The sequence below is a fragment of the Marinobacter oulmenensis genome, assembly GCF_014201735.1.
Lineage (GTDB): Bacteria > Pseudomonadota > Gammaproteobacteria > Pseudomonadales > Oleiphilaceae > Marinobacter > Marinobacter oulmenensis.
The window spans coordinates 434117-455973 of sequence record NZ_JACHFE010000001.1 but is presented as its reverse complement, the minus strand read 5'-3'; the positions used below and the strand labels follow the sequence as shown (position 1 = coordinate 455973).

The following is a 21857-nucleotide window of genomic DNA, read 5'->3' as shown; positions in this document are numbered from 1 at the left end:
TTACAACCAACTGTAGAGACGGCCCGGATTGAACAGGCCATCGGGATCGAACGATTGCTTCACTCGGCGTTGAATGGTTTTCAGCGCCTGAGGCTGGGAGTGCATGACCTCTCCGTGACGGTCACCGCCCCGGAACAGGCTGACCTGACCGCCGGCGGCGGTGGCCAACGCTTCCATCTCAGCCAGATCGCCCTCGCCTTTCAGCCACCGCTGGGAGCCGGCCCAGTCGATAAACCAGTCGCCCCGACCGGCATCGATGGCTGCGGTGGATCCCACAGAAAACCGCCATAACGGCTGATCATCGTCCGCGAAAAAGCTGTGCTGAAGATCGCGCACCTGCTGCCAGAAGGTCTCACCGCCTTCCATGACCTCGCCGGACCACTTGTCCGCGGTGGCCTCGACCGCCGAACGGGCGCCGCTCAGACGCAGATAAACCTTGCCGTCGACCCAACAGGCGCCGGTGATCGGTTTGGGCTCTGCTGCCCGGCGGTTCATGTAGTCAATCACCTCGTCCGGTGACATGGCCTGCACCAGTGTCAGGGACGACGCCGGACGGGGCATGACTTTCAGGCTGATTTCGGTCATCACGCCCAGGGTACCCAGGGCGCCGGCCTGCAGACGGGAGACGTCATAGCCGGCCACGTTCTTCATCACCTGGCCGCCAAAGCGCAGGTGCTCGCCCTTGCCATTGATCAGCCGGACGCCCAGTACCTGATCACGCACCGAACCGCTCCATGGCCGCGCCGGGCCGGAGAGGTTACAGGCCAGTGTGCCGCCGATGGTGGCGGCGTCACCAAACCGGGGCGGCTCGAAGTGCAGGCACTGATCGTGTTCAGCCAGTGCGGCTTCAATCTCGGTCAGCGGTGTGCCCGCCCGGACGGTCATGACCAGTTCGACCGGATGGTATTCCACAATGCCGGAATGGTCCGCCAGGTTCAGGGTATCTGCGGTTTCATCCGCGGTGCGGCCCATAAACGACTTGGTGCCACCACCGACGATATTGAGTTTATGCCCGCTGTCACGGGCCTGGAGCACCTGCTCCTGTATCTGTTGGGTGTTATCAGCCATGGGCGGCATCCGTCTGTTCGTGCTTGTGTTGCTTGTGTTCGATGGACCGGTATTCCTGACAGAACCTGAGCGTCGGAACCCCTTTGCCCGGGTTCAGAATGCCGGTGGGATCAAAGGCGGCCTTGACGTCATGGAACTGCTGCAGTTCGTCATCGCTGAACTGAACCGCCATCTGCCGGATCTTCTCCACGCCCACGCCATGCTCGCCGGTAATACAGCCACCGACTTCCACACAGAGCTCCAGAATCCGGCTGCCAAAGGCTTCGGTACGCTCGAACTCACCGGGCACGTTGGCATCAAACAGGATCAGCGGGTGCAGGTTGCCATCGCCGGCATGGAACACATTGGCCACCCGCAGTCCGAATTCCTCGGTCATTTTTTCCATTTCGAGCAGCACATGCGCCAGGTAACGCCGGGGAATGGTGCCGTCCATGCAGTAGTAATCGGGCGAGATCCGACCGACCGCGGGGAATGCCGACTTGCGCCCTTTCCATAAAAGCGCCCGTTCCTCGTCGCTGCCGGAGGTTCGGATGGAGGTGGCGCCGAGTTTGCGGAACAGGGCCTCGGCCTCGGCAATGTGCTCATCCACTTCCTCGCGGGTGCCATCCACCTCGCACAGCAGCAGGGCTTTAGCATCCCTGGGGTAGCCGGCGCCGCAGAAATCATCCGCGGCAATAATGGCGTGCCCGTCCATCATCTCCAGACCGCCCGGAATGATCCCGTGCGAGATCACACCGCCGACCGCATCACCGGCTTTCTCGACACTGTCGAAACCGGCCATGATCACCTGGGCCACTTCCGGGGTGGGCAGCAGTTTGACCTTGACCTCCGTCACCACCCCGAGCAGCCCTTCCGAACCGGTCATCAGGGCCAGCAGGTCCATACCGCAGCTGTCCAGGCCGTCACTGCCCACGGTCACCCGATCGCCCTCGGCGGTGACCATCTCGACACTGAGGATGTTGTGAACGGTCAGGCCGTACTTCAGGCAATGGACGCCACCCGAGTTCTCCGCCACGTTGCCCCCAATGGTGCAGGCAATCTGGGAGGACGGGTCCGGCCCGTAATACAGCCCGTGCGCCGCGGCCTCCTCGCTGATCGCCAGGTTTCGCACCCCCGGCTGCAGCCGGGCGGTGCGGGCGACCGGATCGATGTCCAGAATCCGGTTGAACTTGGCCAGCGACAACACCACGCCTTCCCGGTGCGGCATGGCACCGGCGCAAAGGCCGGTTCCCGCGCCCCGGGCCACCACCGGTACACCCTGTTCGTGGCAGATGCGCATTACCCGCTGGACCTGGTCCACGGTCTCGGGCAGCACCACCAGCATGGGCATCTCGCGGTACATCGCCAGGCCATCACACTCGTAAGGCTTGAGGGTTTCATCATCGGTAATGACAAATTCCGGGTCGATGAATGACCGGAACTCGTCCGCCAGCCGATGTTTGCTGGGTATGGATTCGGTTGTCATGACATTCTCGGGTAATTATTGGCGTTTGCCTTGAAAGTAATCGATTCCGGCCTGGGCGCAATCCATGTCCTGCTGGGGGGTGCCGGAACTCAGCCCGATGCCGCCCACCACCTCGCCATCGACGATGACCGGCAGGCCGCCGCCAACGGAACTGATGCGTCCGCCCGCTTCGGTGTGGATGCCAAACGCCAGACTGCCCGGCACATTCGCCGCATTGTATTCGTGGGTCGCCTTGCGGGCGGCAGCGGCGGTATAGGCTTTGTCCTGGGCAATGAGGACACTGCTGGTTTTGCCACCGTCCATACGCTCGAACGCAATCAGGTTGCCGGATTCGTCGACAATGGCGATGCACATGGGAACCCCGATGTCCCGGGCTTTTTCCGCAGCCCCGGCAATCAGCAGTCGTGCGTCTTCTATGGAAAGCCGCTTGAAGGTCAGCATGGTCGGTACCTCTTTTGTTTTCGGTTTGGTTACCACGACGTACCGCAGATGGTCTTTGTATTCGCTCCGCACGTCCATAATTTTTGCCACTGGTCAGACCAGTTTGTTCGCCGGGCTCTACCCTGACTTCCGCTAAGCCACCGCCTGCCGGGCAGTTTGTGGTCACCCGGAGTTATCGCCTAAACTACCGGAAAACACCAAAACTGGTCAGACCAGCAAGACATGGGCATATCCAGAGACATCTCCTACCGGCTTGAACATCTGATTCTCGAAGGCGGACTGGCCCCCGGGCAGAAGATGCCCTCCGAACGCCAGCTGTCGGCCCGACTCCAGGTTTCCCGCTCCGTGGTCCGGGAAGCCCTGCACGAACTCCAGGCCCGCGGCGTCGTCGAAACACACCATGGCAAGGGCTCCTTTGTGGCCAGCATTGTCCCGGATTCCGACAATCGCCGCTCTGACAGCCCGCTGATGTATCTCTACCAGGGCCATTCCCGCACCCTGTTCGACCTGCTCGAAGTACGTGAGCAACTGGAGGGCCAGGCAGCGTTTCTCGCCGCCCAGCGGGCCACCAACCTGGACCGGCACCGCCTGACCCAGGCCTATCAGGCGCTGGAGCAGACCGATCCGCTGAGCAACGCCCGGCCGGATCACGGCTTCCACCAGGCCATTGTTGAGGCCTCCCACAACCCGGTGCTGGTGCATGTACTCAGCGGTCTGAAAAACATGATGCTGCTGACCGTGCAGGCATCCGTATCGAACCTGAACCCACGGGAGGAGATGCGCAGCCGCATCACCCGGCATCATCGCCAGTTATACGAAGCCATCATGGCTGCCAAACCCGAACAGGCCCGAAAGGTGGCGACAGCGCACGTCCGGTTTGTCCGCCAGACACTGCTGGAGATGGAAAAACAGGGGGAACAACTGCTTCGGGTACCCGCGCCGGAGGAACTGGAAAACCTGATGACCGACACCGAAGAGCGGCAATAGCGCAACACTTGCGTTGATCAGTAATTAAGCCAGAATGACGGGCGGGGTTTTTGGCCCCGATCTTGCCGTAATATAGCAACTCGGTATTGATTTCCGTGACGACAGTCCGTAAAACATGCGCCTTTGAACAATAGCCAGGAGTCAACCATGGCGGAGCCCGCGCCCCTGATCTGCAGGGACATCCACAAAACCTTCGACCAGCTTGAAGTGCTCAAGGGCATCTCGCTGGAGACACGCAAGGGGGATGTGGTTTCGCTGATCGGCAGTTCCGGCTCTGGCAAGAGCACCTTCCTGCGCTGCATCAATCTGCTGGAAACTCCCACCGCCGGCGACATTATTGTGCACGGTGACCCGATCCGGTTCACCGAGAACCGCAAAGGCGAGCGCATTCCTGCCGACAACCGGCAGGTTGAACTGATTCGCAGCCGGCTTTCGATGGTGTTCCAGAGTTTCAACCTCTGGTCCCACATGACCGTTCTGGAAAACATCATCGAAGCTCCGGTACACGTCCTGAAGGTGCCCAAAAAGGAAGCCATCGAGCGGGCGGAGGCCTACCTCCACAAGGTGGGTATCTACGAACGCAAGGACTACTACCCGGCCCAGATGTCGGGCGGCCAGCAGCAACGGGCCGCGATCGCCCGGGCCCTGGCCATGGAGCCAGAAGTGATGCTGTTTGACGAACCCACCTCGGCACTTGATCCGGAACTGGTGGGCGAGGTACTGAAAGTCATGCAGAGCCTGGCCGAGGAAGGCCGCACCATGATCGTGGTGACCCACGAAATGGCTTTTGCAAGGGATGTGTCTACTCAGGTCCTGTTCTTGCATCAGGGCGTGATCGAGGAGCAGGGAACCCCGGATAAGGTGTTCAACAACCCCGATTCTGAACGAATGAAGCAGTTTCTTGCTCCCAAGTTCTGAAAACCGGTGCTATCTTGAAGCCGGAAACTTCGATAAGAAACAAAGCCATCAAGGCAAATGACCGGAGAAGTGACGCATGAAAAAACTGTTTGCAGCAGCCAGTATCGCCCTGACCATGGCCGCCGGTGGCGCCCAGGCCCAGGACCAGAACCTGCGGATTGCATTTGACGTTCCCTACGCACCGTTCGAATACAAGGACGACAACGGCGAACTCACCGGCTTCGAAGTGGAGCTGGCCGATGCCATGTGCGAGGAAATGGAAGCCAACTGCGAATTTGTCATCCAGGCGTGGGACGGCATGATCCCCGGCCTGCTGGCCCGGAAATTCGATCTGATCATGTCTTCCATGTCCATTACGCCCGAGCGTGCCGAGCGCGTACTGTTCTCTGAGCCGTACTACATCACACCGGGTGGCTGGTTCGCCCATGACAGCTTCGACACCGACGTGACCGACATGGACGCCATGGAAGGTAAAACCGTTGGCGTTCAGCGCGGCACCACCATGGATACCTTCGTAACCGAAAACATGGGCGGCGTTGTGACCATCAAGCGCTACACCACGGCCGAGGACATGGCGCTGGACCTGGAAGGCGAGCGTCTGGATGTGGTCTTCGTGGACTACCCGGTAGGCGAACAGACCATTCTGAACAAGGATGGTTTCAAGGAAGCCGGTGAGCCAGTCAAACTGGGACAGGGCGTTGGCGTTGCCATGCGCAAGCGTGATGCCGACCTGGCCGAGGAAGTCAACGAAGCCCTTGCCACCCTGAAGGAAGATGGCACCTACGACGCCATCATGCAGAAGTACTTCAGCTACGACATCAAGATGTAAGAAGCCAGCGGGGTGGCTTCGGCCACCCCCTGATGACCGGATAATTCCATGATCGACCTTAAAGGCTACGGCCCGGCTCTCGCAGAGGGGGCAGTGGTCACCGTTGAGCTTGCCTTTCTGTCACTGGCCCTGTCCATCACACTGGGCCTGCTCGGAGCCAGCGCGAAGCTCTCCGGAAACCGCTTCGCCCACGGCGTGGCGGCCACGTACACAACCCTGATCCGAGGTGTTCCCGACCTGGTGATGATGCTGCTGTTCTACTACGGCGGGCAGGTAATGGTGAACACACTCTCCGACTATCTGTGGTACAACCACGAAATCGAGTTTTTCTTCCAGTTCGATCCGTTCATCTCCGGCGTGGTCACGATCGGGCTGATTTTCGGCGCCTATATGACGGAAACCTTCCGGGGCGCCTTCCTGGCCGTAGAGAGTGGCCAGATTGAAGCCGCCCGGGCCTACGGGTTCAGCCGCTGGCACACTTTCCGCCGGATCATGGTGCCACAGATGCTGCGCCATGCCCTGCCCGGGGTGGGCAACAACTGGCAGGTGCTGCTGAAAACCACCGCCCTGGTGTCCATTATCGGCCTGACCGACATGGTTCGGGTTGCCGAGGAGGCCGCCAAGGCCGAACGCATGCCCTTCCACTTCTTTATCCCGGTGGCGGCCGTGTACCTGGCCCTGACCGCGGTCACCGAGCTGTTCATCAAATGGCTCGACAAACGCGCCAATGTCGGCGTGGTGCAGGGAGGATAAGGCATGCCCGACTTTATCGCCCAATGGCTGAACCAGAACGACATCTTCACCGCCATGACCCTCATGGAATACTGGGATGGCCTGGTGACCACCGTGCATCTGGTATTCCTGTCACTGGTCATCGGCCTGCTGGTCGCTGTGCCCCTGGCCATCCTGCGCACCGTGCGCAATCCATTCGTGTCCGGCCCGGTCTGGCTCTACACCTACCTGTTCCGGGGCACGCCCCTGCTGATCCAGCTTTACATCATCTACTACGGCGTCGCCCAGATCCCCGGCATTCAGGACACCTTCTGGTGGGACATCTTCAAGGAGCCCCTGTACCCGGCGCTTCTGGCCTTTACCCTGAACACGGCGGCCTACACCACCGAAATTATCCGTGGCGCCATAGCCGCCACCCCCTACGGGGAGATCGAAGCCGCCAAAGCCTACGGCATGAACTGGTTCCTGAGACTGCGCCGGATCGTACTGCCCAGTGCCGCCCGCCGCGCGGTGCAGGCCTATTCCAACGAAGTGATCTTCATGCTCCATGCCAGCGCCATCGCCAGCGTGGTCACCATCGTGGACCTCACCGGGGCAGCCCGGAACATCTACTCCCGGTTTTATGCACCCTTTGATGCCTTCATCTTTGTGGCCCTGTGCTACATGGCCCTGACCTTCATGCTGGTGTTCGCCTTCCGGAAGCTGGAAAATCACCTGTTGCGGCATCAGAAGCCGGTCAGTTCCTGATCTTCAGGGATAGCACTCAGTCGGCAGGGTCCGGCATCCGGGAATCTCGAAGGCCAGGGACGGCCTGAGAGAAGCGCACATGGACGTGCTCGTAGCGGTTCCCGGATGCCGGACCCTGCCGACTGCCCGAGGTCTGCTATCTGCTCAGGCACCGATCGCTGTACATCCCGGGGAAGCCATGAATACATCCAGACCACTCTTTGACACCCACAGCGACTGGCTGGCCCATACCCTCGCCTGCGCCGGCCAGGAATGCCCGGAAACCAGCATGGTGCTGCACGACGGCACCCGAATCCTGCGCAAAGCCCTCGGCGTTCTGTGGATCACACCGCCCGACCTCGCCGACAACCGGCACCGGGAGGCCCTGATGGTCTCGGCGGGCATCCACGGTAACGAGACGGCGCCCATTGAAGTGCTCAACGGTCTGGTGTCAGAGCTGCTTGAGGGGCGCTGGTCACCGGGCTGCCCGCTCCTGCTGATCCTGGGCAACCCACCGGCCATGGTTGCCGGCGAGCGCTTCACCGGCGTCAATCTGAATCGGTTATTCAACGGCGCCCATGGACGCAAGGAGTACCGGGGTGAGCCGGAAGCCGACCGGGCCCGCTTGCTCGAAGGCGTCTGCCGGGCTTTCGCGGACACCTACCCGGAACTGGCCCTGAGCCATTACGATCTGCACACCGCCATCCGGCCATCCCGGCGCGAACGCTTCGCCCTGTATCCCTACCTGGAAGGCCGTTCAGCGCCGCCCCGGGAACAGTGCGACTTCCTGCTGGAAGCCGAGGTGGAAACGCTGCTGTTACAGCACAAGGAATCAACGGTGTTCTCGGCCTTTTCCGCCAGTGAGCTGAACGCCGAGAGCTTCACCATCGAGCTGGGCAAGGTGCGGCCGTTCGGCCAGAATGACCTGAGCCGCTTCGGTAGCATTAAGCAGGCCCTGCGCCGGCGATTTCAGGGGCAGATCGCGCCCGGATGCGACCACGCCACCGGGCAGCTCACCGTGTTTGAGGTGGTGCATGAAATTCTGAACACCGGCGACGGGTTCCGCTTCCACATCCCCGACGATGTTGCCAATTTCACCGAGTATTCACCGGGTACGGTCATCTGGGAGGATGACCAGACACGCTACCAGGTCGGCAGCGTGCCGGAGGCCATTGTCTTCCCGAACCGGGAGGTGCCGGTCGGGCACCGGGTCGGCCTGCTGGTCAGGCCGGCGCATTCTCCGGCTCGGGCACCGGCGCCCTGAGCACTTTCGCACACACAGACGGCACCACCAGCAGGGTCAGCACGGTGGATGCCAGCAGACCGGAGATGATCGCCCAGGCCATGGGCGGCCACAGGGTGGAGCTGGAAAACGCCAGCGGCAACAGCCCCGCCACTGTGGTCGCGGTGGTCAGCAGGATTGGCCGGGTCCGGCGCTCCACGGCCGTCCGGACCGCGCCATGGATATCCCTGCCCCGCGCCAGTTCCCGATCCATGACATCCAGCAGAACAATGGCATTGTTGACCACGATCCCCACCAGGGCGATAACCCCGAGCAGCGACTGGAAACCAAACGGCGAACCGGACAACACCAGTCCCGGGAAGATCCCCACCGCCGACAGGGGCACGGTGAGCAGGATGATGCCCACCCGCCGGAAGGAATTGAACTGGATCAGCAGGAAGAACAGAAGCAGCAGTATGCCAATGGGCGCGGACTTCAGCAGGGCGGTATTGGCATCACTGGAACCCTCGGCATCACCGCCCATTTCCAGCCGTGTCCCCGGAGGCAAGGGTTGCTCCGCCAGCCCGGCACGCAGGCCATCCAGCGCCTGACTGAAACTGAATCCGACTTCCAGGTTGGCCAGCACCGAATTGACCGGCGCCTCGTTGCGAAGGTAACGCACCGCCGGCTGCCATTCGGTCTCCACCGTGGCGACAGCGGACAGAGGGATGGCATCGCCCTGAGCGTTGTAGATATTAACGGACAACAACCGGTCCAGAGCCAGTGACGTGCCTTCCCGGGAGCGCAGGACGATGGGAACCGGATCATCGCCCTGGCGGAAACGCTCCGCCACGGCCCCGAAGCTCTGCCCGTACAGGCTGTTGGCCACATCCGCCCGGGTCAGGCCGTAGCGGGCAGCGGTGGCATCGTCCACGTTAATGGCAATACCGGGCACGCCGATGTCCAGGTCGTGGCGTACGTCCACGGTGCCCGGGGCCGACCGAAGCAGCCTGTAGACCTGGCGCACGGCCGTGGCCCGCCGGGCATCGTCGGCATTGAACACCCGCACTTCTACCGGCGCTTTGCGTACCGGGCCCTGCCCCAGAATGCCGACATCAATGGTCAGGTCCGGCAGATTGCGGGCCACCCGCTCACGGATCCAGTGCATCAGATCGGTGGTGTCCTCAAGGGTGGGCGTGCGCACCACCAGCCGGGCCAGGTTGGGCGCATCCGGAGAACGCCGCAGGTTGTAGTAGAAACTCGGGCCGGAAAAGCCAACGAACCGGTGCACATCCAGGACGTCCGGGCGCTGGCGCAGGGCGTGCTCCAGCTCGGAGGCCGCCTGCCCGGTCCGGGCCTGGTCGGTGCCCTCCGGCATGTGCAGTTCGACAATGACCCGTGGCCGGTCGGCGTTGGGGAAAAACTGCTGGGCCATGAACGGCGTCATGCCCACACTGATGGCCACCAGCACCAGGCCGGCCAGTATCAGGCGACCGGGGTAACGCTGCACCAGCCGTCCCAGAAAACGGGCCAGGCCGATCAGGCGGTCACGGTGGCCACTGCCACTGCGTTTCAGGAACCGGGCCGCCAGCAACGGCACTGCCGAGATCGCCAGCAGATAACTGACCGACAGGGTCAGCATGATCATCACCGGTACGCCGCGGGTGAAGTCCGCCGTACCGCCCTTGGCCATCAGCAGGGGCGCGAAGGCGGCCAGGGTGGTACCGGTCGAGGCGCCCAGTGGCCCGGCCAGTTCCGACACTGCCCGGCGCAGGGCATCGAGCCGGCGTATACCTTCATCGAGGTGGCCCTGAATGTTCTCGACGATGACGATGGCATTGTCGATCAGGATACCCAGGGAAATCACCATGCCGATCACCGCGATCTGGTGCAGCACGCCCCCGCCCAGGTCATACAGACCCACGCTGATCAGCGCCACCATGGGCAGGATGGACGCCACCAGCAGCCCCATGCGGATACCCATGCCCGTAAACACCACCGCGACGATGATCAGAACCGACAGCACCAGGCTCCAGGCCAGGTTGTTCAGGCGTTCCGCCACCTTGTCGGGCTGGAAGAACATTTCGTGGATGTCGTAAGGCGCAAAATCCGGCCGGATTTCGGTCAGTCGCTCACGCACGCTCTGGCCAAAACGGATGGCATCGGTGGTGTCCTCTTCCATGATGATGGACAAAAGCACCGCCCGCTCGCCGTCGTACCAGGTTTCCGGCTGACGTGGCTCCGCCGGCCCGCGCCAGACCTCGGCCACCGCCGACAGGGGCACCTGGGAACCGTCCGGCAATTCGATGGGGGTGGCCCGGATGGCCTGCATGTCCGTAAATTCGGAGTTGGGCAGCACCGACAGGCGCCGGCCATCCACCACCACGAAGCCACCGGTGATGGTCTGGTTGCGGCGGCTCAGGGTATCCAGAATCCGTTGGGGTGACACGCCCAGCCGGAACAGGGCGGCGTCATCCAGCGCCAGGGTGATCTGCTCATCCGCATCACCCTCCAGTTCGATTCGCGACACCCCCGGGATATCCGACAGGTTGCGCTTGAGACGTTCAGCCACCTCACTGAGCTCTGCCACCGACGGCGAGCCGGCAACCGCCAGCACGACGGCGGGAATGTCGATGACACGGTCATCAAGGGTCATCTGGCCGACACCGTCCGGGAAATCCAGACGTGCCCGATCCATGGCCTGGCGTACCCGGTCCCAGGCGGCATCGGTGTCGTAGATATCGTCCTGAAGGCGCATCCGGACAAGAGCGACACCGGTTCGTGCGGTGCCCTCGCTGTAATCCACTTCCTCTACTTGGCGGAGCTCCTCCGCCAGCGGCCGCAGAACCAGACGCTCCACTGTCTCGGCGCTGGCCCCGGAATAATGGGCAGTGATCAGACCGGCACGATCCGGAAACGACGGATCTTCCTGCCGGGGCATGGTGCTGTAGGCCGCCACGCCCAGCAGACAGAGCATGGTGACCACCATGCCCAGAAGACGTTGATAATGCAGCAGACGACGAACCATCAGTGGATCTCCACCCGGTCACCGTCCACCAGACGACTCATGCCGGCGTAAACCACCTGTTCCCCCGAAGTCAGGGGGCTGTTCGCCAGAATCGCGCGCTCGCCCATCACCCGGTCCACTGTGACCGGTACCCGTTCGACCACCGAGTCGCGGACCCGATAGACCGCGGTGCCATTGGCGTCACGAATCACCGCCAGCAACGGCACACTGACACCGTCGTTACGCTCCGGCATGATTCCCACTTCCACCGGCGCTCCGGTTTCCATGCTTGCCGGCGGCAGGCTGACCAGCACCGGGTGCAGCTCACCCCGAACAGCGCTGCCCCGGGCTACCTCGACCACGGTCCCCTGCCGGGGCTCCACATCCCGCTGGCGGACCAGCCAGACCGGCAGAGATTGCCCCGGTGCCACCCGGTCCAGCAGGTAGGCCGGCAACCGGACCTCCACTTCCAGGCCGGAGGGTGAGGCTAGGCGAACCACCGGCTGACCGGCACTGACAAACTCATCAGGTTCTACCGGCAGGGCTTCCACCTGGCCGGCAAACGGTGCCCTGAGCACGCTTTCCTCCAGCAGACGACTGGCTTCCGCCAGTTCCGCTTCGGCCGTTGCCATACCGGCCCGCAGCGCATCCCGGCGGGCCGCCAGTTGTTCCAGCTCCTGCTCGGAGACCACGCCCCGCTCATGCAGGCGGCTGGCTCGCTGCCACTCCCGCTGCGCCTGATCGAACCGGGTTTCCAGCTCCCGCAGCCGGGCCGCTGCGGAATCCCGCGCTGGCTGCAGCGCCGGGTTGTAGAGTCTGGCCAGCAACTGGCCGGGATCGACCGACTGCCCCAACTCCACCGGCCGCTCCCGAAGCGTCCCGCTGACCTGGAACGTCAGCGTGGCCCGCTGCACGGCGCGAACCACGCCGGCAAACCGCAGCGGCGCCTCCACGGTTTCACCTGCGGTGACCGGCGCCACGCGCACAGAGACGGTGGCAGCGTCCTGGCTGTTCGCAGACTCCGGTTTACAGCCCACCAGCGCGAATACAAACACCAGCACCAGCAAGCCACCGGAACGCAAGGGGGAGGAAGGAAAACACAGCACGGTTTGGCGACCTCTTTTTGTTGTTTGTCCGGAACATCGGACCGACACCGACATGACAGGGTGTTAATCAGACGATTACGACATCATGTCACTCTTTGACAAATTGTCAATATTCGGTTCTTATTCCGGATCAGGTACCCTGAAGCCAGGCAACAAGGATCCATCCGCACCATGAATGACTCCCTGAAATCGAGACGGGAACGGGAAAAACAGGCCAGGTATGACGCCATCCTGGATGCCGCCGAACAGGTGTTTCCGGAAAAAGGCTATGAGCGTACGTCGATGGACGACATCGCCCGCTCGGCCAGCCTCAGTCGGGCCCTGCTCTACGTCTACTTCAAGGATAAGGCGGCCATACAGCGGGGCATCATGCTGAGAGCGGGCGAAAGCCTGGTGGCCCGGTTCCGGGAGGCACTGGAAGGGGTAGAAACGGGGCTGGCCCAGATTCGCGCCATGGGCGAGGCGTATTACCGTTTCTACCTGGAATCACCGGACTACTTCAATGCCCTGACCAAAGCCTCGACGGCCATCGCTGAGGCCGATGAAGACCAGGCCCGGGCCATTGTGGAATCCAAGAATGAACTGATGGCACTGATGGAAGGGACCATCCGTCGCGGCCTGGACGACGGTACCCTCTGTGCCCGGCGGGTTGAATCACCGGCCCGGACAGCCCTCTATCTTCGGGGTGCCCTGCACGGGGTGATCATGCTGTGCCAGGCCGAGGCGGGCCAGGACAGGGCGTTCCCGGCGGAATCACTGATCCGGCATACCATGGACATGCTCAGCCATTCCATTGCCCGCCCGGACTAGAACCTAAAGCTGGAAATCGTAGATACTGCCAAGGCCAAGGATGCCCGTCAGTTCATCCAGCGCCTTGCGCACCTCCTCCAGCAGCATCGGATCCCCCAGATCCTCATGACTGAGCTGGTCCCGGTAGTGGGCTTCCACCCAGGCTGTCAGGCGCTGGTAAAGGTCATCCGTCAGGATCACCCCCCGATTGAGGGCATGCAACTCGTCATCATTGAGCGCCACCCGCAACCGCAGGCAGGCAGGACCACCGCCATTGCGCATGGACTGCTTGACGTCGAAGACCTCCACCGAGGTGATCGGACCATTGCTGGCCAGCAGCTCATCAAGATAGCGGCTGACCGAAGGGGTTTCCCGGCACTCGCCGGGTACGGCCAGCAACATGCCATCGGGCGTGTTCAGCAACTGGCTGTTAAACAGGTAGGAGGCCACCGCATCCTCAATGGGCACTTCTGCACCGGATACCCGCACGGTTTCCAGTGAAGCGCCCGTCAACCGGTCCGACAGTTCATCCAGTACCCGCTGCTCTTCCAGAAAGGCCATCTCGTGATAGAACAGGGTATTGCCGTTGCCAACGGCAATGACGTCGTTGTGGAACACGCCGGCATCAATGGCTTCGGGATTCTGCTGGGCGAAGACCACATGGCGGTCGGTTAGTCCGTGCAGGCGGGCAATGGCCTGGGATGCCTCCAGCGTCTGACGCGCCGGATACCGCCGCGGCGCCGGCGCAGACTCGTTGAAGCCTTCACGGCCGTAAACGAACAGTTCCACGCCCGGCTCCCCGTAACGGCCACACAGGCGTGTGTGGTTGGCGGCGCCCTCGTCACCGAACTGGCTCACCGCCGGCAGCGCCGGATGGTGGGCGAAATAGCTTTCGTCGGCAAAAATGGAGCGCAGCGTCCTGCCCGTTACCGCATGTTCGATGGAGCGATGGAATTTGGCATTGAGATTGGCCGGAGTGAAATGCACCCGGTGATCCGCCGTATCGGCACTCGGTGACACCGTGGCAGCGTTTGCTGTCCACATGGCCGAAGCCGACGATACCGACGCCAGAATGCCCGGCGCCTTGCGCCGGGCCTGCTCCAGCACCTGCCGGTCATCACCTTCGAACCCGAGGCCGCGCAATGTCGGGATATGAGGGCGCTCATGGGGTGGCAGGACGCCCTGGACATAGCCCCGGTCGGCCAGGCGCTTCATCTTCGCCAACCCCTGAAGCGCAGCCTCCCTGGGGTTGGACACCGCGTTCACATTGGACCGTGAAGCCACATTGCCCCAGGACAGGCCCGCGTAATTGTGGGTCGGCCCCACCAGGCCATCAAAATTGACTTCCACTGCGTGTTTAACCATGGCGGGGATTCCTGTCAGTCAAAATCGAGCCCGGGCGCCAGGCTCTCGGGTTTTTCAGCCTTGCGCGCCTCCAGAGAAGCCATGGGCCAGGCACAATAGTCGGCCGCGTAATAGGCACTGGGGCGATGATTGCCGCTGGCACCAACGCCGCCGAAGGGAGCCGCACTGCTGGCTCCGGTCAGTGGCCGGTTCCAGTTGACGATGCCCGCCCGGACTTCCTCGGCTAGGCGCTCATAGAGCTTGCGGTCGTCGGTCAGGATGCCGGCCGACAGCCCGAAACGGGTATCGTTGGCCAACGCCAGCGCATCGTCAAAGCTGCGATACCGGCAGACTGTAAGCAGCGGGCCGAAGTGCTCCTCATCGGGCCGGTCCAGACCGGTCACATCCACGATGCCCGGTGATACCAGGCCGGTTTCCGGGGCCAGCTGTTTCATTTCCAGCAGCACCTTGCCACCCTGCTCAACCATGGCGGCCTGGGCGCCCAGCAACTGCTCGGCGGCTTCAGAGGAAATCACCGAGCCCATAAACGGTTGCGGGTCGTCATCGTAGCCACCGACCCGGAGCCTGGACGCCACCTCCACCAGACGGGCCAGGAACTCGTCCCCCTTGCGCCCTTTCGGCACCAGCAGGCGGCGGGCGCAGGTACACCGCTGGCCGGCAGAGATAAACGCCGACTGAATGGCATGATGCACCGCGCCATCCACATCCGAGACCTTCTGGACAATCAGCGGGTTGTTGCCACCCATTTCCAGCGCCAGGATTTTTTCCGGCTGGCCGGCAAACTGCTCGTGCAGCAGGTGTCCCACCGTAGCGCTGCCGGTAAAGAACACACCATCCAGCAAACGGTGTCTGGCCAGGCATTTGCCGACGTTGGCCCCACCCTGCACCAGATTGAGCACACCATCCGGCAAACCGGCTTTCTCCCAGAGTTTGACCATCAGTTCCGCTACGCCGGGCGTCAGTTCACTGGGTTTGAACACGACCGTATTGCCCGCCAGCAGGGCGGGCACGATGTGGCCATTGGGCAGGTGGCCGGGGAAATTGTAGGGGCCGAACACCGCCACCACGCCGTGGGGACGGTGGCGCAGAACGGCATGACCGCCAGCCACTTCGGACTCCGACCAGCCGGTACGCTCGTTGTAGGCCTTGATGGAAATAGGGATCTTGCCTGCCATGGCGGCGACTTCGGTGCGGGCTTCCCAGAGCGGCTTACCGGTTTCCAGTCCGATCAGCTCGGCCATTTCCTCCCGGTGTTTTTCCAGCAGGCTGCCAAAGCCTTCGACCACCGCCTGGCGCTCGGCAAACCCTTTACGGCGCCATTTCACGAACGCGTCTCCGGCCTCACGCACGGAGGCGTCCACATCCTCCAGACTGGCGGAGTTGCCGTCCCAGACAGTTTCTCCGGTAACCGGCTGAACCGATTCAAAGGGAACACCGTGGCCCTGGAACCACAGTCCATCAATATACAGGTCGCCCGTGAGGGTATGGCTCATGTTGCACCTCCTGGCCGGAGAATCTGCGAGTGGCTGAATGTGTCACGGTAACAGGTATCGGTCAAAATCGGGGCTCTTTCAGGGAAACCAGTCTGACCTGGTCGCCCTCCTGAACGTTCAGGGCCTCCATCATCGGCCTGGGCATCGCCACTTCCTGGCTCTGCACTGCCGATTTGGCCAGCAGCGCCACCCGGAAATCCCCGAAGGACCGGTTCGAGACCATTACTTTGCTTTCCTTTTCTTCGCCGGATGGACCGTCTGACGTCGCCGGCACAGCGGTTCTCAGCACACTGTGCCGGATGATCCGGATGTTGTGGCCAAACGCCTCCACAACCGGCCCGCCATCAAAAATATCCACCAGGCCGTTAAAGTTGAAGCCTTCATCCTGGAGCATCCGCAGGGCGGGCTCGGTGTCCCGGTGGACTTTGCCGATGACTTTCGTTGCACTTTTCGGCAACAGCGACAGATAGATGGGGAAGCGGGGCATCAGTTCGGCGATGAAGGATTTGTTGCCAAGGCCGGACAGTCGATCCGCCTCGGCGAATTCCATATCAAAAAAGCGGCGGCCCAGTGCTTCCCAGAGCGGACTCCGGCCCTGCTCATCGGAGACACCACGCATCTCCGCAAAGATCTTGTCGGAGAAATGTTCGTGGTATTCGTTCAGGAACAGGAAACGACTGCGGGACAGCAGCAGGCCATTGCCACCCTGACGGTGACTTTCGGCCAGCAACAGTGAGCCGATTTCGGTGGCATCGGTCATGTCGTTGGTGAGGTAGAGCGTGGGCGTGCGCACGTGAACGTCCAGCTCGCGGCTGTCGTGCACGGTGGTACTCAGGCGATAGTTGTAAAAGACTTCATCCAGGCCCACACGCGCCTGGATGCCACTGATGCCGACACACCGTTGCTGCTGCAGATCTTCCAGTACAAACAGATAGAGCCCGGCATCAGGCGGGCACCGGCCTTCGAAGGTGTCGCGGGCCTTGCGGATCTTGCTGGCAAGCAGATTCCTGTCCTGGGGCAGTGTGGTCAGGCCATTGCCGGCAGCCCCGGTCAGCTCGTAAAGGTCATCCAGATCCTGCTCCTGGATGGGCCGGATGATCAGCATAGCTCTTTCCTTTGCGGTACAGGGGTTACTGGCCCGGTTACGAGCCCGTCAGTTTCTGTACGGCCGCTTCGAAACGCGCCAGGGCATCATCGATATCCGTGTCGGGAATGATCAGGGACGGCGCCAGGCGGACCACATTACCACCGGCAACCAGCACCATCACGCCCTCATCCAGGCCAGCGGCCAGAAATTCCTTGGCGCGCCCCTGCCACTGTTCGGTCAGCACGCACCCCAGCAGCAGGCCAGCCCCCCGGACTTCCGAAAACACGCCGTAACGTTCGCCAATGGCCATCATGCCGTCCCGCAGCTTGTCGGACCGGGCTTTCACACCCTTGAGGACCTCCGGCTGGCTGACGGTATCGATCACTTTCTGGGCAACGGCGCAGGCCAGTGCGTTACCGCCATAGGTACTGCCATGGGTACCAACGCCCAGGCTGGCGGCGACGCTGGCGGTCGTCAGCATCGCGGCCACGGGGAAACCGCCACCCAGGCCCTTGGCACTGGAAAGAATATCCGGCTCCACTCCGTACATTTCATAGGCATACAGGTGACCGGTCCGGCCAACCCCGGTCTGCACCTCGTCAAACACCAGCAGCGCATTGTGCTCATCACACAGCTCACGCAGGCCGGTCAGGAACTCCGGATCCGCCGGCAGGACGCCACCCTCACCCTGGATGGGCTCGACGACCACGGCACAGGTTTTCTCGCTGGAGATCAGGGCCTTTACAGAGTCCAGGTTGTTGAACTCGGCATGATGGATGCCGCCGGGAGCTGGTTCAAAACCCTCCAGATACTTGGGCTGGCCACCGACACTGACGGTGAACAGGGTGCGGCCGTGGAAAGAGTTGGTGAACGAGATGATCTCGTTCTTCTCCGGTCCGTAGTGCTCCCAGGCATAACGACGAGCCAGCTTGAAGGCGGCCTCATTGGCTTCGCCACCGGAATTGGCAAAGAAAACCCGTTCGGCGAAAGTCAGTTCACAGAGCGTCCGGGCCAGGCGCAGGGCTGGCTCATTGGTCATGACATTCGACAGATGCCAGATTTTTTCCGCCTGGTCCTGAAGTTCACCCACCAGTCCCGGGTGGCAGTGCCCCAGACTGGTGACGGCGATGCCTCCCTGCAGATCCACGAACTCGCGCCCTTCCTGATCCCAGACACGGGAGCCCTCGCCTCGCACGGGAATGATGTTGCCCGGGGCGTAATTCGGCACCATCACGTCATCAAACAGTTCACGGGAGACGGGTTCTCTGTTCATAAATCACTCTCAGCGGCTGAATAAATCTGACCCCATAATACGACACTCACGGCATAAGAACAGCCGGTGTGCCCGATGCCGGTAACCCGATCACGCAGCAGCCCGCCCGGGCAGCCGATGAGCGAAGCCCTCTCAGTTTTTTTCAGCCATTTCAATGAGTACGAGCAGAATCGCGCGCTGGATTCAAGCATCGGGTGTTTTTTGCACATAGACATTCGTCTAAATAATCTGTAATTCATTTGAAATGTCACATGTTCGTAACTACCTTGTTTCTGGGTCCAACAAAAACAAACCTTTGGAGACAACAACGATGCAGAACAACAAGCTAAGAATGGCTATTCGCGCAACGGCCGCCATGGCTGCACTGGGCATGGCAGGTCAGGCAAGCGCCATCAGCTTCGAAACCGGCGGCTGGGAAACCTCAATCTACGGTTATGCCCGTCTCAACGCCAGCTACGATATTGACGAACAACACACCAACTCGGCTCAAACGGCCAGCTTTTCCGACATCAACGTGGGTGATGAGGAAGACGATGAAGTAAGCGGCCACTTCGATGCCGACGCAGTACAAACCCGACTGGGCATCCAGACCATGACTCCCGAAGGGGTGAAAATGGTCGTGGAAGGGGACTTCCGCGGTAATGGCGGTGGCGATCTCCGCCTGCGTCATGCCTACGGCGAGTACGAAGGCGTCCTCGCAGGCCAAACCTGGTCAAACTTCAACAGCTTTGTGGGCAACACCTCCACTCTGGATTTTGACTCACTGCCGGGTCTCGCCGGTCTTCAGGGACGTACGGCTCAGTTGCGTTATACAACTGGCCCCTTCTCTGTTTCTGTTGAAGAGCCAAGCAGCAGCGTTGCGAGTGTAACAACCCCCACTACTGGAGCTAATGCTGGCAACCTCGTACTTGACGATCAGGCCGGCTCTAAAGACGGCATGCCCACCTTCACCGCCCGTTTCCAGGACTCCAATGGTGGGCTGTCTTACTCAGCGGCCGCCCTGGTGCACCAGGTGGAATACGACACTGGCACGGATGACGACAGTGCTATCGGTTTCGGCGCATTTGTCGCCGGTAAAATCGCAATCACTGACATGGTCTCAATCCAGGGGTCGTTCAACTACAGCGACGGCGCCAACAGCTACCTCTGGCGCTCAGGTGAAGACTACTACGGTTATGATGCCTACGTGACTCCGGGTGGAGACGTGGAAACCCTGAAAGGCTACAGCGGCTCTATCGGGACAGGCATCAAGCTCGGCAACGGCAATAGCATCAACGTTGGCTATGGCATGACCACCATGGACGTGGATGATATTGGCGACGACTACACCGGCAATGAGTCCATTGCAGAGACTAACTCTGCCATCATGGCCAACTACCAGTTCACTCCCGTCAAAAACGTGATGATGGGCGTTGAATTCCAGCACCTGAAAACAGAGGATGCCAACGGTGATGACGGCGACTCCAACCGCCTGCTGTTCGCAGCCCAGTACAACTTCTAATACTTCCTGTTAGAAGTTAACTCAGCAGAAGCCCCGGCCTTTGGCCGGGGTTTTTGCGTTCAGGGCGGGCCATTATGCTGCCTGCCCCTGATCTCCAGACATAAAAAACCCCGGCACCAGGCCGGGGTTTTCCGTTTAGTGGCTTGACCACTCGCCTTACAGCAGCAGGGTTCGGATATCCCCCAGCAGTTGCGTCAGCAGGTTGGTGAAACGGGCCGCGTCGGCACCGTTGACCGCCCGGTGGTCATAGGACAGCGACAGCGGCAGCATTAGCCGCGGCTGAAACTCCTGGCCATCCCAGACCGGCTTCATGGACGCCTTGGACACCCCGAGAATCGCCACTTCCGGCGTATTCACGATCGGCGTGAAAGCGGTACCACCAATGCCACCCAGGCTGGTGATGGTGAAGCAGGCACCCTGCATTTCCGCAGGCTTGAGCTGCTTGTCCCGGGCCTTCTGGGCCAGTTCGGCACTCTCTGCCGCCAGCTCCCAGAGCCCTTTCTGATCCACGTCACGAATCACAGGAACCATCAGGCCATGGGGCGTGTCCACCGCAATACCGATATGGATGTACTTCTTGTGAACCACCTCCTTGCGCTCCATGTCCAGGGACACGTTGAACTGGGGCAGTTCCGCCAGTGCCGCCGCACACGCCTTGAGCAGGAACGGCAGGGGCGTCATCTTGATGCCCTTCTTCTCGCCGGCGGTTTTCTGGGCTTTGCGGAAGGCTTCCATCTCGGTGATGTCGGCATCATCAAACTGGGTCACGTGGGGCACGTTGAGCCAGCTGCGCTGCATGTTGGTGGCGGTAGCCGCCATCATGCGGGACATGCCCTCGCGCTCCACTTCGCCAAACTGGCTGAAGTCCGGCAGTTTCACACCCGGAATACCGGAACCGGTGCCGACAGAACCGCCCTGCTGAGCCTGTTGCAACTGACTCTTCACATAGGCGTGAACATCATCCTTGATGATCCGGTTTTTCGGACCACTGCCCTTGATGCGGGTCAGGTCAGCGCCAAGCTCGCGGGCAAGCTTACGAACCGCCGGCCCTGCATGCACCTTGGTGCCGGGCGCGGGTGGCTCGTAGGTGGAACCCTGAGGCTGGGAAGGCGCAGACTCCTGCTTTTCCGGCGCCTTTTTCTGCTCCGGTTCGGAGGTCTTCTCCGAGGCCTTGCCGCTATCCTCGCTCGAGCCGGCGTCTTCGGCTTCGTCGCCGCCCTCTTCCTCAATGGTCATTTCCAGCAGATCATTGCCTTCGGAAAGCTTGTCACCTTCCTTGACCAGGATCTTGCCGACTTTGCCGGCATAAGGTGACGGGATCTCCATGGTGGCCTTGTCAGACTCAACGGTCACCAGCGGGTCTTCCTCGCCGACCGTGTCGCCTTCAGACACATTGATCTCGATGACCGGTACATCCTCGAAACCGTCCAGGTTCGGAACCTTCACGGTCTCGGTGCGGGAGCCGCCGGATTTTTTCGGTGCCGGCTTGGACTCTTCCGCCTTGCCGTCATCCGAACTCTCAGCCGCTTCCTGGCTCTCGCCTTCGGGCTCCTGGTTTTCTTCAGGCTCGTCATCAGAGGACCCGGAGTCACCAGCATCGCCGCTGACTTCCAGGGTACCAACCACGTCGCCTTCTTTGACCTTGTCACCGACCTTGGCGGTGATCTTGGTGATCTTGCCGGCTGCCGGTGACGGCAGCTCGACAGAGGCTTTGTCAGACTCGAGGGTCAGGATCGGATCTTCCTCACCAACCGTATCCCCTTCACTGACCGTGACTTCGATGATCTCGACTTCGTCTGCGCCGCCAAGATCGGGAACCTTGATTTCCTGTTCACTCATTGGGCGGAC

Annotated in this window: 18 protein-coding genes; 8 read left to right on the top strand and 10 right to left on the bottom strand. The window is 61.5% G+C overall.

Annotation, left to right across the window (positions count from 1 at the left end):
- From glcE to HNR38_RS02065, 3 genes are read right to left on the bottom strand one after another with little or no spacing between them, the layout of a single operon-like run.
- Nucleotides 1-1068, bottom strand: a complete 1068-nt coding sequence (gene glcE, locus HNR38_RS02075; protein ID WP_183699266.1) for a glycolate oxidase subunit GlcE — start codon at nucleotides 1066-1068, stop codon at nucleotides 1-3.
- Nucleotides 1061-2533, bottom strand: coding sequence for an FAD-linked oxidase C-terminal domain-containing protein (locus tag HNR38_RS02070; protein ID WP_183699264.1), 1473 nt, complete (start codon nucleotides 2531-2533; stop codon nucleotides 1061-1063). The genes glcE and HNR38_RS02070 overlap by 8 nt, the downstream gene beginning before the upstream one ends.
- Before the next feature lie 15 nt (nucleotides 2534-2548).
- Nucleotides 2549-2974 (bottom strand): GlcG/HbpS family heme-binding protein, encoded by a 426-nt coding sequence (locus HNR38_RS02065; protein ID WP_183699262.1) that lies wholly within the window; start codon nucleotides 2972-2974, stop codon nucleotides 2549-2551.
- 222 nt (nucleotides 2975-3196) lie between these two features.
- On the opposite strand from HNR38_RS02065, the gene HNR38_RS02060 reads away from it, so the two are divergent.
- From HNR38_RS02060 to HNR38_RS02035, 6 genes are all read left to right on the top strand, one after another.
- Complete coding sequence (locus HNR38_RS02060) at nucleotides 3197-3961, top strand: FCD domain-containing protein (RefSeq protein WP_183699260.1); 765 nt, start codon at nucleotides 3197-3199, stop codon at nucleotides 3959-3961.
- 147 nt (nucleotides 3962-4108) lie between these two features.
- Nucleotides 4109-4879: an ABC transporter ATP-binding protein gene (locus tag HNR38_RS02055; protein ID WP_183699258.1), complete on the top strand. Its 771-nt coding sequence runs from the start codon at nucleotides 4109-4111 to the stop codon at nucleotides 4877-4879.
- A 76-nt stretch (nucleotides 4880-4955) separates the two neighbouring features.
- A complete protein-coding gene (locus HNR38_RS02050; protein WP_183699256.1) occupies nucleotides 4956-5708 on the top strand; it encodes a transporter substrate-binding domain-containing protein in 753 nt (250 codons plus the stop codon).
- 48 nt (nucleotides 5709-5756) lie between these two features.
- Entirely contained in the window at nucleotides 5757-6461 is a 705-nt protein-coding gene (locus HNR38_RS02045; protein WP_183699254.1) for an ABC transporter permease, read from the top strand.
- Nucleotides 6462-6464: 3 nt separating this feature from the next.
- On the top strand, nucleotides 6465-7187 hold the full coding sequence (locus HNR38_RS02040) for an ABC transporter permease (protein ID WP_183699252.1): 723 nt from the start codon (nucleotides 6465-6467) through the stop codon (nucleotides 7185-7187).
- Nucleotides 7188-7365: 178 nt separating this feature from the next.
- Nucleotides 7366-8430: a succinylglutamate desuccinylase gene (locus tag HNR38_RS02035; RefSeq protein WP_183699250.1), complete on the top strand. Its 1065-nt coding sequence runs from the start codon at nucleotides 7366-7368 to the stop codon at nucleotides 8428-8430.
- Here HNR38_RS02035 and HNR38_RS02030 read toward each other — a convergent pair.
- Nucleotides 8390-11416, bottom strand: coding sequence for an efflux RND transporter permease subunit (locus HNR38_RS02030; RefSeq protein WP_183699248.1), 3027 nt, complete (start codon nucleotides 11414-11416; stop codon nucleotides 8390-8392). The two genes, HNR38_RS02035 and HNR38_RS02030, sit on opposite strands and share 41 nt — an antisense overlap.
- Nucleotides 11416-12501, bottom strand: coding sequence for an efflux RND transporter periplasmic adaptor subunit (locus tag HNR38_RS02025; RefSeq protein ID WP_343068206.1), 1086 nt, complete (start codon nucleotides 12499-12501; stop codon nucleotides 11416-11418). The genes HNR38_RS02030 and HNR38_RS02025 overlap by 1 nt, the downstream gene beginning before the upstream one ends.
- A gap of 171 nt (nucleotides 12502-12672) precedes the next feature.
- Between HNR38_RS02025 and HNR38_RS02020 the strand changes: the two genes are divergently transcribed.
- The gene (locus HNR38_RS02020) at nucleotides 12673-13311 is read left to right on the top strand and encodes a TetR/AcrR family transcriptional regulator (protein ID WP_183699244.1); all 639 of its coding nucleotides are present in this window, start codon (nucleotides 12673-12675) and stop codon (nucleotides 13309-13311) included.
- 3 nt (nucleotides 13312-13314) lie between these two features.
- Here the strand turns inward: HNR38_RS02020 and astB are convergent, their stop codons facing one another.
- From astB to HNR38_RS02000, 4 genes are all read right to left on the bottom strand, one after another.
- Entirely contained in the window at nucleotides 13315-14655 is a 1341-nt protein-coding gene (gene astB, locus HNR38_RS02015; RefSeq protein WP_183699241.1) for an N-succinylarginine dihydrolase, read from the bottom strand.
- A 14-nt stretch (nucleotides 14656-14669) separates the two neighbouring features.
- Nucleotides 14670-16148 carry a succinylglutamate-semialdehyde dehydrogenase gene (astD, locus tag HNR38_RS02010; protein ID WP_183699239.1) on the bottom strand — a complete coding sequence of 493 codons (1479 nt, stop codon included), beginning with the start codon at nucleotides 16146-16148 and terminating at the stop codon, nucleotides 14670-14672.
- A 61-nt stretch (nucleotides 16149-16209) separates the two neighbouring features.
- Nucleotides 16210-17253: an arginine N-succinyltransferase gene (gene astA, locus HNR38_RS02005; RefSeq protein ID WP_183699237.1), complete on the bottom strand. Its 1044-nt coding sequence runs from the start codon at nucleotides 17251-17253 to the stop codon at nucleotides 16210-16212.
- A gap of 37 nt (nucleotides 17254-17290) precedes the next feature.
- Nucleotides 17291-18508 carry an aspartate aminotransferase family protein gene (locus tag HNR38_RS02000; RefSeq protein ID WP_183699235.1) on the bottom strand — a complete coding sequence of 406 codons (1218 nt, stop codon included), beginning with the start codon at nucleotides 18506-18508 and terminating at the stop codon, nucleotides 17291-17293.
- 310 nt (nucleotides 18509-18818) lie between these two features.
- On the opposite strand from HNR38_RS02000, the gene HNR38_RS01995 reads away from it, so the two are divergent.
- Nucleotides 18819-20009, top strand: coding sequence for a DcaP family trimeric outer membrane transporter (locus tag HNR38_RS01995; RefSeq protein ID WP_183699233.1), 1191 nt, complete (start codon nucleotides 18819-18821; stop codon nucleotides 20007-20009).
- Nucleotides 20010-20165: 156 nt separating this feature from the next.
- Here the strand turns inward: HNR38_RS01995 and aceF are convergent, their stop codons facing one another.
- A complete protein-coding gene (aceF, locus tag HNR38_RS01990; protein ID WP_183699231.1) occupies nucleotides 20166-21848 on the bottom strand; it encodes a dihydrolipoyllysine-residue acetyltransferase in 1683 nt (560 codons plus the stop codon).
- Nucleotides 21849-21857 lie beyond the last annotated feature (9 nt).